Below are 12670 nucleotides of genomic sequence, written 5' to 3' on the forward strand. Positions count from 1 at the left end.
AATTCACAACAGGATATGCGAACTTCGCCGCCAAAGGTAAAGTAAGTGCATGGGACCGTTTGAATACGCCAATACTGCCGCCGAGATCGCCATCGAAGCCGGCGCGCTGCTCAAGAGCTTCTACGAACGTGGCGTCGCGACCGAGTACAAGGGCGATGTCGACCTGGTCACCGAGGCTGACCGCGCCAGCGAAAAGCTGATCGTCTCGCGGCTGCTGGAGGCGTTTCCCGAACATGGAATCTACGGCGAAGAAGGCACGCGCGACCGGCTGGACGGCGAGTTTCGCTGGTACGTCGATCCGCTCGACGGCACGACGAACTTCGCGCATGGCTTCCCGGCCTTCTGCGTCGTGCTGGGGCTGGAACAACGCGCGGAGGGGCTGGCGCCGGACGCGGACGGCGAGATCGTCGCCGGAGTCGTCTACGACCCGCTGCGCGACGAGCTCTTCGTGACCGAAAAGGGCAAGGGCGCGTGGCTGAACGGGCGGCAGATTCATGTCTCGAAGACGCGCCACCTGCAGGAGGCGCTGACCGGCACGGGCTTCCCGTCGAAGAAGCGGCACGAGAGCCCGAACATCCACTTCTATCAGGAGTTCACGCTGCGGTCGCATGGGGTGCGGCGGGCCGGTTCGGCTGCGCTCGATCTGGCGTACGTCGCCTGCGGCCGGCTGGACGGGTACTGGGAGTTCAAGCTGAATCCGTGGGACACGAGCGCCGGTTCGCTGCTGGTGACCGAGGCCGGCGGCACGATCAGCCACTTCGACGGCGGCAAGTTCACGCTCGATAGCAGGGAGGTCTTCGCGACCAACGGGCTGATCTTCGACGAGATGAAGACGCTGTTCGAGGAGATGTTCGCAGGCCGCGAGCTGACGCCGATCCCGACGCCTGCGGAGTTCAAGGCGAGGCGCGAAGCCGCGGAGGGCCAGTGAAGTCCGGGGTCGTACGGCAGCGGTTGCTGGGGCTCCTTCTGCTTCTGCTTGGCGGCATCAACGTGTTCTCCCGGGTCCCACGCGGCGGCCCGCAAACTGTCATCCACTACATTGCCGCCGGCGCGATGCTGGCGTTGGGGCTGTGGCTGATCGCGCAGAAGCCGAACGGGCAGACCCGTGCGTAGGCGCCATACCGCTCGCGTGCTGGTGCTTGACCCGGCGGGCGAGGTGCTGCTGATCCGCTTCGTCATCCCGCGGCCCGGCGGCGAGTTCGTCTTCTGGGCTGCGCCGGGTGGCGAGATCGAACCGGGCGAGACGCCCATGCAGGCCGCCGTGCGCGAGCTTCAGGAAGAGCTTGGACTGACGCTCGAGGTCGAAGGACCGATCCGGATTCAGGAGAATGTCTTCGAGCACGAAGGCGAGTTGCGGGCCAATACGGACTACTTTTTCAAGGCCGATTGTGAGCGCGAAAAGCCTCGTCTTATCGGACTGACTGAGTCCGAAATCGCGATCATGAAGGAGCTGCGGTGGTGGTCCGCTCCGCAGCTTGAAGTTGCGGAAGAGCGCGTATTTCCTGAGGATTTGCACGATTGGCTGAACGCGATCGCGGCCGCGAAGCGCCCTGGTTGACAGGGAAGAGGTATACCGTAAGATTCGGGTTGGGCGGGGCTGCTGAGTCCTGCTAGAATCGTCTTCTAACGACAGTTTCAGTCGGCGAGATTTGAACCAATAAGGGAGATTTACCAGATGGCATATGTGATTGCGGAACCCTGCATCGGCACCAAGGACACAGCCTGTGTGGACGCCTGCCCGGTGGATTGCATCCACCCCAAGAAGGATGAGTCCGGGCACGGCGACTCCGAACAGCTCTTCATCGACCCGGTCGAGTGCATCGACTGCGGCGCCTGCGTTCCGGTCTGCCCGGTCTCGGCCATCTACGCCGGCGACGATCTGCCGGAAAAGTGGGCTGCCTTCCAGGATAAGAACGCCGCTCACTTCGGCCGCTAGTTTTCGCTTGTTCCAGGACGCGCAGCCCTTTGTGGCTGCGCGTTTTCCATTCCGGGAATATGTGCAAGGAATTCAGGATGCGGGTCGTATGGCGCCATGCGTAGAATGTCTCCCACGCGGATTTGTCCGCGGCGAAGGAGCGCCCATGAAAACGCTTGCTCAACCGCGTGATCTCCGCGAATTGCAGGGCCGCCTCGCCGAGTTGACTCCGGCGGACGCTCCACGCTGGGGCCGGATGTCGGTCGGCCAGATGGTATGCCATCTGCGCGAGGCATTCTCGGCGCCGCTGGGCGAGCGTTCGGTTGCGCCGGTCAAGCCGCCGATTCCCGGCCCGTTCATCAAGTGGCTGGCGCTCTCGGTTCCTACGGCGTGGCCCAAGATCGTACCGGCTCCGCTGGAGCTGAAGATCTCCGGCTGCCCTGCGCCGGTCTCGCACGTCGACGACCGCGTGGGTGTGCAGGCGAAGATGCTGCAGTTTGCCGACCGCCGGGAGATTGCCGCGCCGCACCCGTTCTTCGGACGTATGACCACCGAGGACTGGATGCGCTGGGGCTATCTGCACACCGACCATCACCTGCGTCAGTTTGGACGCTGACGCATGGCCGACCGCACCATCCCCCATATCGGCGAGGCGATCGTCCTCCGTTCGTGGCCGTTCCTCGAGGCCGACCTGCTGGTCAGCATCTTCACGCGCGAGCAGGGCCGCATCAAGGGTGTCGCGCGCCATGCGATGAAATCCCGCCGCCGCTTCGGTGGCGCGCTGGAGCCGATGACGCACGTTCGCGCGACCTACGCGGAGCGCCCGCGAAATCACATCGCGCAGGATCTCGTCCGGCTGGATGCCTTCGAGATCATCACCTCGCCGCTGACCCGGCCGATCGACTACGCGCGCACGGCGGCGCTGCAGATGATCGCCGAGATCCTCGAAGAGGCGTTGCCCGAGCAGGCGCCCGAGGACGCCGTCTTCCGGCTGGCGCTGGCCGTGCTGGACGAGCTTCAGATCGGCCGCGTCTGGATGCCGATCACGTACTTCTGCCTGTGGATGAACCGCCTGATGGGCTGGATGCCGGAGCTGGGCAAGTGCGTCGTCTGCGGGGAGGACCTGCGCGGGCAGACGGTGTGGTATTCTCCGAACGCCGACGGCGTGACCTGCTACGACGACCGCCGCGCGAACAGCCACCCGCTCTCTGCCGCGTCGGTCGCGGAGGCGCAGCGGATGTTCCGCGGAACGGTCGCGGGTTTAGCTCAGGAAGACTGGCCGAAGGTGCGCGGGGCGGAGCTGCGGCGGTTCGCCATCGACACGCTGGAGCGGCATCTGGAACGGCAGCTGCGCAGCGCGCGGGCTTTGGGGCGGGCGTGATTCAGGGAAGCGTAGTGCGCTTGAGTACGAGATTGTTCTTCAAACCGATGGTCCCCCCAAAGTCCGCAAATGAATAATCCAGCTCCGCTGCTTTCGCTCCCCGATTGTGGCGGACGAGCCTGTATTTCCCCTGTTCCACGATTTCGCCGGTCGAATCGTTCCAGACGGTGCAATCGTTGGCGTCATGAACGTCGTCGATGGAGCAGTAAATGTAGGCGCCACCATCGGCGCCTCCCGCCCAAATTGCTTTAGCGGGAACCCCCGCCGGGTAATGGGATGGCCTCAGTTCAGCGCTTCTGCAACCCACGCCGTACATTCCGACCGAGACGATCAAAAGAATCACTTTGCACTTCATGTATAGCCCCGCGATCGAAAGCCGATAAAGGACAGCTTCATCCGTTTAGAATCGACCAGACGATAGTAATTGGAGAACCGATGCAGTCCGTTGCAGAAAAGCAAACACCCCTGACCTTCCAGCAACTCCTCTTCAAGCTCCAGACCTTCTGGGCGGAGCGGGGCTGCGTGCTCCAGCAGCCGTACGACGTCGAGGTCGGCGCGGGTACGATGTCGCCCGACACCTTCCTGCGCGTACTGGGGCCGAAGCCGGTCCGCATCGCCTATGCGCAGCCCTCGCGGCGGCCGGCCGATGGACGTTACGGCGAAAACCCCAACCGGCTCTTCCGCCACACGCAGTTTCAGGTGATCCTGAAACCGCCACCGGTGCGCATCCAGGAGATGTATTTGGAATCGCTCGAGGCCATCGGGATCGACCTGAGCGAACACGACCTGAAGTTTGAAGAGGACAACTGGGAGTGGCCGGTGGGCGGCGCCTGGGGCGTCGGCTGGCAGGTGATGCTGGACGGCCTCGAGATCTCGCAGTTCACCTACTTCCAGCAGTGCGGCGGCATGGATCTGGACCCGATCTGCGGCGAGATTACCTATGGGCTGGAGCGTATCGCGGGCTTCCTGCAGGATGTGGATTCGATCTACGACATCGTCTGGGCGGTCGAGCCGGATACTGGTCGCAAGGTCACGTATGGCGACATTCGTCTGCCGGAGGAGCAGCAGTACTCGGCCTATGGCTTCGACTATGCCGACGTGCCGAAGCTGTGGGAGCACCTGAATCTCTATGAGGCCGAGTGCCTGGGGCTGCTCGAACAGGCCAAATCCATTGTCGAGATGGACGAACTGAAGAAGCTGCGCTTCCCAGTGCTTGGAGCCTACGAACTGGCGCTGAAATGCTCGCACCTGTTCAATCTGCTGGATGCTCGTGGAGCTATTTCGGTGACCGAGCGCGTGGGCGTGATGGCGCGGATTCGTACTCTGGTCGTGGGTGTGGCCAAGGCTTACGCGGCACAGGGTGAAGCGTTGGCTATGCCTTCCAGGGAAGTGTAACGATGCTCGAATGCATGATTGAGCAGTTTGGTGACGTGGTTCTAGGGTGGGCATTCGAGTCGCTGGCGCGGTTCATCGGTCGCCGTGTATCTCCGGCGAAGCCGGAATTAGTGAGATTGGGAATAACAAATGTCTGAGTTTTTATTTGAAATCGGTCTTGAAGAGATCCCCGCGCGCATGATCGCCGCCGCCGAGGCGGAGTTGCTGCGCCGCACCGTTGCACTGCTCGAACGCGAACGCCTCATCCCGGCAGGAGCGGCGGCGAAGAGCTTCTCCACCCCGCGCCGTCTCGCCGTACTCATCCACCATGTTGCCGAGAGGCAGGACGACGTCGCCGAGGAACTTACCGGGCCTGCGACGAAGATTGCGTTCAAGGACGGAGCACCGGGGCCGGCGGCCATCGCGTTTGCGAAGAAGGCTGGCATCGCGGTCGAAGAGCTGAAGGTCATCCAGACGCCCAAGGGCGAATACATCGCCGCGACAACCGTGAAGCCCGGCCGTACCGCCGCCGAGGTGATTGCGGCCGAGTTGCCGAAGGAGCTTTCGGCGATCTACTGGCCGAAGAATATGCACTGGCGTCCGGGCCGTCCGTCGAATCCGGACCGCTTCGTGCGTCCGGTGCGCTGGCTGGTTGCGCTGCTCGGCCATGCGATTGTGCCGGTGGAGTTCGGCGGCTATACGGCGTCGGACGTGACCTACGGCCACCGCGTGCTGCAGGGGCCGGCGCCGGTTCAGGTCAAGTCGCCCGCAAGCTACGCCGCGACCCTGAACGAGGCCTTTGTGATGGCCGATGTGGAGCTGCGCCGCCACACCATCCGCAAGGCGCTCGACCATGTCTGCCGGACGATTCAGTCGCCCGCGGGCTGCCGCTGGCGCGAGGATCACGCGCTGGTCGACAAGCTGACGCACCTGACGGAGTGGCCGTCAGTGATCGCCGGCGCCTTCGACCCCGAGTACCTGACCCTGCCCGAAGAGGTGCTCGTCACGGTGATGCGCGACCACCAGAACTACTTCGCGGTCGAGGACAAGGAAGGCAAGCTCGCGGCTCACTTCCTCGCGGTACTAAACACCGTGCCGGATGAGCGTGCGGCGGTGACGATCCAGCATGGCAATGCGCGTGTGCTTCGGGCGCGGTTCAACGATGCGCGGTTCTTCTGGGAGTTCGACCAGCGAACGCCGTTCGCGGAGCGGGTTGATCTGCTTGAGAACGTGACCTTCCAGAAAGACCTTGGCAGCTACGCAGTGAAGTCGAGCCGGGTTGTTACGGTTTCCGGTAAGCTCGGCGCGGCTGTTTCGGGCAAAGGATTTGCGTTCCATTCCGAAGCTCTGCTCGACGCGGCGAAGCTCGCCAAGGTGGACCTGACCTGCGAGCTGGTGAAGGAGTTTACCGAGCTTCAGGGTATTATCGGCGGGCTGTATGCGCGTGCCGCGGGACTGAGTGAGACTACCGCCGCCGCGATCTATGACCAGTACACGCCGGCCTCGATGGAGGACCGCATTCCATCGACGGCCGAGGGCTGCCTGCTCGGGATCGCGGATCGTATCGACACGATTGCTGGCATGTTCTCGCTTGGGCTTGAGCCCACGGGGTCGAAGGACCCCTTCGCGCTGCGCCGTGCGGCAAACTCGATTGTGAAGATTCTCGCCGACTCGCAGCTTCCGCTGACGCTGAGCGAGGTGATTGCCGCGGCTTCTCCTTCGGATGAGGTTGCGGCGAAACTGAAGGCATTCTTTGCGGAGCGTCTGGACTTCTTCCTGCGCGAGGCGAAGGGGCAGGCGTATGACGTGGTGAAGGCGGTGCTCGCCGTTGGCGCTGACGATCCGCGCGATGCCGTTGCGAGGGCGGAGGCGGTGAGCGCCGTTCGTTCGAGTGACGACTTTGCGGCAGTCAGCGCGGCTTTCAAACGCATGAAGAATATTCTTGCGCAGGCGGCGGAGAAGTCCGTCGCGGCTGCCGCTTCGGTCGACGATAGCCTTTTGACGGACCCGTCCGAGAAGGCGCTTGCGGAGCACTCCGCGATCCTTGCGGGGAATGTTCAGCGGCTGCGCGCTGCCGGCGATTTTAAGGCTGCGCTCGAAGCCATCGCGACATTGCGGTCGCAGGTCGATGCGTTCTTCGAGGCTGTGATGGTCATGGCCCCGGAGCCGGAGATTCGCGCCAACCGGCTTGCCTTGTTGCAGAAAGTTTTGGCCGACTTTTCCGGGATCGCGGAGTTCTCGGAGATTGTCACGGCGGGTTAGCGTCTGTTGCGATTCAGATGCGAAAAGCAGATCCTCTTCGAGGATGACAAACAAGAGAGACAGAGCAAGAAGGGCAAGAGCAAAGGCAACGGCGAATCGATCGCCGTTGCCTTTCTTGTTTGTCATTCCCGCAGGGAATCTGCTTTTCCCTTGCTCGCGGGATCAAACCAGCGCCTCCGCATCGGCCCATCGTGGGCGGTCGAAGGCGTAGGATTAACCCATGGATGGGTTTGAGTTTCTCGTGGTGGGCGGCGGCATTGCGGGTCTGAGTGCGGCGATTCGGTTGGCGGGGCGGGGCAGGGTTCTGGTGGTTACCAAGGATGCGCTGGCGGAGTCCAACACCGCTTACGCGCAGGGCGGAATTGCCGTGGCGATGGGCGGCGATGAGGATGTCTCGCTGCATCTTTCGGACACGGTCGCGGCGGGCGACGGGCTGGTGAACCGGCAGGCCGCGAAGATGCTGGTCGAGCAGGGACCGAAGCGCGTGGACGAGCTGCTGGCGTGGGGGACAGGCTTCGACCGCGGCGCGGCGGGCGAGTTGCTGCGCACGCGTGAAGGGGCGCACAGCCTCTCGCGCATACTGCATGCGAATGGCGATGCGACCGGGCGGGAGATTGCGCGGTCGCTGCTGAAGCATGCGCGCGGCATCCCGGTGATCACGTTGATGGAAGATACGACGACCGTCGAGCTGACGGTCGAGGAGGGCCGCGTCGTCGGCGCGCTGCTGCTGGGGGCCGATGGCAAGCTCTTCTCCGTGCGGGTGCGGGCGGTGCTGCTGGCGAGCGGTGGCGCGGGGCAGGTCTACTCCGACACGACCAACCCGGCGGTCGCGACGGGCGACGGCATCGCGATGGCGTATCGCGCCGGCGCGGAGCTTGAGGATATGGAGTTCTACCAGTTCCACCCGACGGCTTTCGCGAAGGAGGGCGCGCCGCGCTTCCTGATGAGCGAGGCGCTGCGCGGCGAGGGCGCCTGGCTGGTGAATGCGGCGGGCGAGCGTTTCATGAGCCGGTATCATCCTCAGTTGGAGCTTGCGCCGCGCGACGTGGTGGCTCGGGCGATCACACGCGAAGGGCTGGCCGGGCCGGTCTATCTCGACATGCGCCATGTGGAGATAGACCTGGCGGCGCGGTTTCCCGGCATCTCGGCGTTTCTTGCGAAGTACGGGCTGAAGCTCAACCGCGACCTGATTCCGGTGCGTCCGGCGGCGCACTACCTGATGGGCGGGATCAAGACCGACCTGCATGGCCGCACCTCCGTTCCCGGACTTTTTGCGGCGGGTGAGGCGGCGTGTACGGGCGTCCACGGCGCGAACCGGCTGGCGAGCAATTCGCTGCTGGAGGGGCTGGTCTTTGGGGCTTCGGCCGCCGAGACGATGGCCGAAGAGCAGGGAGCAGGGACTCAAGATAAGGGAGTAGGGAAGACGGCGCCGCCTGTGCCGGTCGATCCGGCGGCGCTGGAGGTCTGGATTGCGAAGCTGCGCAAGCTGATGTGGGAGGATGCCGGGTTGCTGCGCGATGGCGATGGGCTGCGGCGGGCGCAGGGGCGGCTGGACGGGATGATTCGGGGTTGCCCGCGGGGCGTGACCCGGCGAGAGGTCGAGGCGCGCAACCTGCTGACGGTCGCGTCGGTGATGGTGGAGTCGGCGCTGGGACGCGAGGAGAGCCGCGGCGCTCACTACCGTAGCGACTTCACGGGGCACTGGCCCGTGGCGAAACATTCCGTGATGGCAAAGGGGCGGCTGCGGTTCCAGTAGAGCTAGAGCACCGTCATCAGAACCGGGATGACCGCGCCAAGGATCAGCAGCGCGGTGATAGCAATCCTGTTGCGCGAATACTTGTACGCCATGTAGATGCCGCTGAAGGTCGAGACGAAGAGACTGATCGCCACGAGCAGGAAGAAGTATTTGAGCGGCATGGGGTTGTGCGGTGCGACCGGCGGCGGGGCAGGGCTGGCTACGCTTACCGGCGCCTGACTCTTCTCGTTGGCGTGGTCGACTGCCTTCGGCGCGGGCGGCTTCGGCTTGTTCACCACCGGGGTCTGATTTTTGTGGATCTGGCCCAGGATGACGATCCACTGCGCCGGCTTGTAGCTTGCGGCGGGCTTATAGGGCGTGCCTTTGCCGGGTTCGTGCAAGGAAAAGGTCTGCAGCGCGCCGGTGAGCGCGAAGAAGAGGATGGCCGGCGCGACGAAGACGCCGATGTACAGATGCGTCAGGCGCATGGCTTTCAGGACGGAGGCTGTCGACATGCGTTCAGTCTAACGTGCGTCAGCTCTGCCGAATCTGAATTTGCGGTCATCTTCCGTCGTTACGCGGCTCGTTTGGGCACGGCGAGCGAGAGTCCGATGGTGATCGCGAGCATCCCGACGATGACCGCGAGCGACACCAGCGGGCCGACCTCGACCATCCGCGCGGCGAGCATCTTGAAGGCGGCGAAGCCGAGGATCGCGGCCAGTCCGTAGTGCAGGAAGCGAAGCTGTTTGAGCAGGTTGGCGAGCAGGAAGAAAAGACTGCGCAGCCCCATGACGGCGAGGATGTTCGAGGTATAGGCGAGAAACGGGTCGCGGGTGATCGAGAGCACGGCGGGGATGGAGTCGAGCGCGAAGACGACGTCGGTCAACTCGATCGCGACCAGGCAGAGGAAGAGCATGGTGACGACGCGGCGGCCGTTTTCGACGGTAAAGAAGCAGTCCTGCTTCATCGAGACGGGGTGGATGCGCGAGAGCCAGGAAACCCAGCCCGGCGTTCTGGCTTCCTCTTCCTCTTTTTCGGGCATCACAAGGCGGATGGCGGCGAAGAGCAGGATCGCGCCGAAGACGTAGCTGATCCAGTGGAAGTGTTCGAGCAGGCCGAGGCCGGCGGCGATGAAGCCTCCGCGCATGACGATGGCGCCGGCGACGCCCCAGAAGAGCACGCGCGGCTGAAGCACGGGTCGAATCTGGAAGAGCTTGAAGAGCAGCAGGAAGACGAAGAGGTTGTCGATCGAAAGCGCCTCTTCGATGGCGTAACCGGCGAGAAACTGTGTCGCCTGGGCTCCGTCGCGCGTCTGCCAGACCCAGCCGCCAAAGGCCAGCGCCGCCGCGATCCACAGGATGGTGGCGACGATGGAGGTGCGCTGCTGCTTCGCATCCGGCTCGCGCCTGCTGGGCCGTCGAGCGTAGAGCAGCTCCATCGCCAGCAGCACGATCAGCAGGATATGAAAGCCGATCCAGTGGGAGAGCGGGGTTGCGGGCATGCTTCTATCGTAAGGCAAGCAAACGGCTAGCGCTGGTCGATCAGCTTGATCATCTCGAGGAAGAGGTCGCCCGCGGTCTGGAGGGATTGCGGGCTGATCTTGTCGATGGTGTCGAGCGCGGTGTGGTGGTAGCCGCCCTCGGGGTGGTCCTGCGTCGGCGGGCCGTACTCGATGTCGATGATGTCGAGCACCGGGACGCCGCGCTTCTGGAACGGCAGATGGTCGTCCTCGACCGCGGTGACGTTCTTGAAGACGCTGGAGGTATGGCCGGTGTTCTTCGCGGCCTTCGAGAGCAGGTCGATCAGCCACGGCGTGGAGTTTTGATCCTGATCGATGTTCAGGTCGCGGTCGCCGATCATGTCGGCCACCATGAAGGCTTTGATCTTGCCGAGCGTGCCGTCCTGCGACCACTTGGCCGCGAGATGGCGCGTGCCGTAGAGGGAATCGGAGTTCGACCAGTTCTTGACCGCCTCCTCGCCGTCGTCGAAGACCAGCCAGACGCTATACCCCGTCGGCGGATGCGCGCGCAGGTAGGCGCCGATCTCCATCAGCAGGGCGGAGGTGCAGGCGCCGTCGTTGGCGCCGACGAAGTTGATGTCGCGCAGCGGCCAGTTGGTCTCGTAGTGGCTGGCGATGACGATGACGCCGTCCTTCTTGCCGGGGTAGCGGACGATGTAGTTGCGTAGCGACTGCTGGCCGGCGGGCGTGCTGGCCGAGAAGCTGTCGGTCTCGAAGCGGCCGGCGGCGATCTCCGGTGCGAAGTGCGCCTTGATGAAGTTTTCTGCCGCGAGGTGGCCGGGGGAGCCGTTGAAGCGCTTGGGCGCGGCGGCGAGGAACTCTTTGGTGAGGTTGTAGGTCGCTGCGCCGCTGATGTGACCTGCCGGGGCCGCGGCAGGTCTTTGTGCCTGAGCCGAAGGGAGAAGAGCCAAGGTCGTCGCGAGCGTGAGCAGTGTACGTCCCACCCATCGTCCGATGATGCCGGTCGATGGATGGGGCACCCGATCATTTGAGGTCTGCATCACGATTTCAGCTCCTTGCGCTTGCGGTGGTCCGGGTGGACGAAGTACGCGACGCCCACGCCCAGCAGGTAGAGCACCAGCATCGGCGAGGCGAAGATGCACATGCTGATGGGGTCGGGCAGCGGGCAGATGACCGCCGAGATGATGAAGATGATCAGGATCGCGTAGCGGATGTGCTTGAGCAGGAACTTCGCGTCCACGATGCCGAAGAGCGAGAGAAAGAAGATAAGGATCGGCAGCTCGAAGCAGATGCCCAGGCCCAGGATGATCGCGAGGAAGAAGCCGGTGTAGTCCTCGATCGTAATCATGTGGGTGAAGTTCTTGCCCATCTCCTGAATGAGCACGACCATCGCGCCAGGCAGCACCCAGCGATAGCCGAACCAGGCTCCGGAGAGGAAGAGCGTCACCGTCGCGCCCATGAACGGCCAGACGTAGCGCTTCTCGTGCGCATACATGCCGGGCGAGATGAACAGCCACACCTGATAAAGGATGAACGGGCTCGCGATGATCGCGCCGAAGACGACCGAGGCCTTGATATAGAGGTTCAGCGCGTCGGTGGGGTGCGTCATCGTCATCTTCAGGCCGATGTCGGTCAGCGGCTTCTGAAGATAGTTGACCAGTTGCACGCGGAAGAGCCATGCGACGCCGAAGCCGGCGAGCAGGAACAGAATCATGCGGATGAGCCGCTTGCGCAGCTCGTCCAGATGCTCCATCAGGCTCATGCCGGGCAGTTCGGCGCGGTCGGAGATGTTCGACCGTACGTCGTCGATGAGATCAGCCATGCAGGTGCGCCTCGGCGTTCTGGTCTTGCTCGTGTGCTTCGTGGGCCGGGGGAATTGCGTCGAAGACAGGCGACAGGGAGGTCGACGAGCCGGAGCGTCCGACGGGCAGGCCGGTAGCCGGCGGCATCAGGTTCAGGTCGCCGGAGGTGGCGATCGGCAGCGGCGCAGGTTCCGGCGCTGCCGCGTGGATGCGGTTCTCGAGCTCCGCCTCGGCTACCGTCTCGGAGCTCAGGGGCGCCTCGGAGTCCGCAACCGTGTCGAGCGATTGCGTCGGCATATGCGGATGCTCGGGCTCGGGGATGTCGAGCGCCGGGGCGATGGGCGCGGCGGCCTCCATGGCGGCGATCTGCTTCTGCCGTTCGGCCTGCTCGGAGAGACGCAGCTCCTCGTCCATCTGCATGCGGAATTCGTTCGAGGCGCGGCGGAACTCGGCCATCAGTTTGCCGATCTGGCGCGCGAGTTCGGGCAGCTTCTTCGGTCCGAAGAGCAGCAGCGCGATGACGAAGATGACGGCACTGTCTTGAAAGCTGGGCATACGCAGACCCCATGATACGGCTTACCGGTTGACGGAACAAATGGCGGGTCTGGATTCACGCTGATGTAAAATAGACGTTGTAGAGGGATTCGGCGTGGCCTGGGGGCGTGTGCGTAGAACGTGCATCGTTTTTCGGTATGCGGGGTCTAATTGAGTGCGGCCATCT

At 63.8% G+C, this 12670-nt stretch carries 15 protein-coding genes; 9 read left to right on the forward strand and 6 right to left on the reverse strand.

The annotated features are described in order from the left end of the window. Window positions 1–49 precede the first annotated feature (49 nt). The 6 genes from CHB87_RS03805 to recO all read left to right on the forward strand — a co-directional run bounded on the left by CHB87_RS03805 (window position 50) and on the right by recO (window position 3296). On the forward strand, window positions 50–928 hold the full coding sequence (locus CHB87_RS03805; RefSeq protein WP_089407034.1) for an inositol monophosphatase family protein: 879 nt from the start codon (window positions 50–52) through the stop codon (window positions 926–928). Next, window positions 925–1113 carry a hypothetical protein gene (locus CHB87_RS03810; RefSeq protein ID WP_089407035.1) on the forward strand — a complete coding sequence of 63 codons (189 nt, stop codon included), beginning with the start codon at window positions 925–927 and terminating at the stop codon, window positions 1111–1113. The genes CHB87_RS03805 and CHB87_RS03810 overlap by 4 nt, the downstream gene beginning before the upstream one ends. Continuing rightward, window positions 1106–1558 carry an NUDIX hydrolase gene (locus tag CHB87_RS03815; protein WP_089407036.1) on the forward strand — a complete coding sequence of 151 codons (453 nt, stop codon included), beginning with the start codon at window positions 1106–1108 and terminating at the stop codon, window positions 1556–1558. The genes CHB87_RS03810 and CHB87_RS03815 overlap by 8 nt, the downstream gene beginning before the upstream one ends. 117 nt (window positions 1559–1675) lie before the next feature. Continuing rightward, window positions 1676–1936 (forward strand): 4Fe-4S dicluster domain-containing protein, encoded by a 261-nt coding sequence (locus tag CHB87_RS03820; protein WP_089407037.1) that lies wholly within the window; start codon window positions 1676–1678, stop codon window positions 1934–1936. A 145-nt stretch (window positions 1937–2081) separates the two neighbouring features. Beyond that, window positions 2082–2531 (forward strand): DUF1569 domain-containing protein, encoded by a 450-nt coding sequence (locus CHB87_RS03825; RefSeq protein ID WP_176441564.1) that lies wholly within the window; start codon window positions 2082–2084, stop codon window positions 2529–2531. Between the two features lie 3 nt (window positions 2532–2534). After that, complete coding sequence (recO, locus tag CHB87_RS03830; protein ID WP_089407039.1) at window positions 2535–3296, forward strand: DNA repair protein RecO; 762 nt, start codon at window positions 2535–2537, stop codon at window positions 3294–3296. 1 nt (window position 3297) lies between these two features. Here recO and CHB87_RS03835 read toward each other — a convergent pair whose 3' ends face one another. Beyond that, window positions 3298–3639 (reverse strand): hypothetical protein, encoded by a 342-nt coding sequence (locus tag CHB87_RS03835; protein WP_089407040.1) that lies wholly within the window; start codon window positions 3637–3639, stop codon window positions 3298–3300. 92 nt (window positions 3640–3731) lie between these two features. Between CHB87_RS03835 and CHB87_RS03840 the strand changes: the two genes are divergently transcribed. The 3 genes from CHB87_RS03840 (at window position 3732) to nadB (ending at window position 8688) form a co-directional block, all read left to right on the forward strand. Further along, a complete protein-coding gene (locus tag CHB87_RS03840) occupies window positions 3732–4691 on the forward strand; it encodes a glycine--tRNA ligase subunit alpha (RefSeq protein WP_089407041.1) in 960 nt (319 codons plus the stop codon). Window positions 4692–4820: 129 nt separating this feature from the next. Next, a complete protein-coding gene (gene glyS, locus CHB87_RS03845) occupies window positions 4821–6932 on the forward strand; it encodes a glycine--tRNA ligase subunit beta (RefSeq protein WP_089407042.1) in 2112 nt (703 codons plus the stop codon). A 220-nt stretch (window positions 6933–7152) separates the two neighbouring features. Continuing rightward, the gene (gene nadB / locus CHB87_RS03850) at window positions 7153–8688 is read left to right on the forward strand and encodes an L-aspartate oxidase (RefSeq protein ID WP_089407043.1); all 1536 of its coding nucleotides are present in this window, start codon (window positions 7153–7155) and stop codon (window positions 8686–8688) included. 2 nt (window positions 8689–8690) lie between these two features. Here nadB and CHB87_RS03855 read toward each other — a convergent pair whose 3' ends face one another. From CHB87_RS03855 to CHB87_RS22710, 5 genes are read right to left on the reverse strand one after another with little or no spacing between them, the layout of a single operon-like run. Continuing rightward, entirely contained in the window at window positions 8691–9182 is a 492-nt protein-coding gene (locus CHB87_RS03855; protein ID WP_089407044.1) for a hypothetical protein, read from the reverse strand. A gap of 59 nt (window positions 9183–9241) precedes the next feature. Next, a complete protein-coding gene (locus CHB87_RS03860; protein WP_089407045.1) occupies window positions 9242–10168 on the reverse strand; it encodes a TerC/Alx family metal homeostasis membrane protein in 927 nt (308 codons plus the stop codon). Window positions 10169–10194: 26 nt separating this feature from the next. Then, on the reverse strand, window positions 10195–11187 hold the full coding sequence (locus CHB87_RS03865; protein WP_089407046.1) for a M28 family peptidase: 993 nt from the start codon (window positions 11185–11187) through the stop codon (window positions 10195–10197). Beyond that, window positions 11187–11969, reverse strand: a complete 783-nt coding sequence (gene tatC / locus CHB87_RS03870; protein ID WP_089407047.1) for a twin-arginine translocase subunit TatC — start codon at window positions 11967–11969, stop codon at window positions 11187–11189. The genes CHB87_RS03865 and tatC overlap by 1 nt, the downstream gene beginning before the upstream one ends. Next, window positions 11962–12504 carry a Sec-independent protein translocase subunit TatA/TatB gene (locus tag CHB87_RS22710; protein ID WP_089407048.1) on the reverse strand — a complete coding sequence of 181 codons (543 nt, stop codon included), beginning with the start codon at window positions 12502–12504 and terminating at the stop codon, window positions 11962–11964. The genes tatC and CHB87_RS22710 overlap by 8 nt, the downstream gene beginning before the upstream one ends. Between the last annotated feature and the right edge of the window lie 166 nt (window positions 12505–12670).

This window comes from Granulicella rosea (assembly GCF_900188085.1).
Lineage (GTDB): Bacteria > Acidobacteriota > Terriglobia > Terriglobales > Acidobacteriaceae > Edaphobacter > Edaphobacter rosea.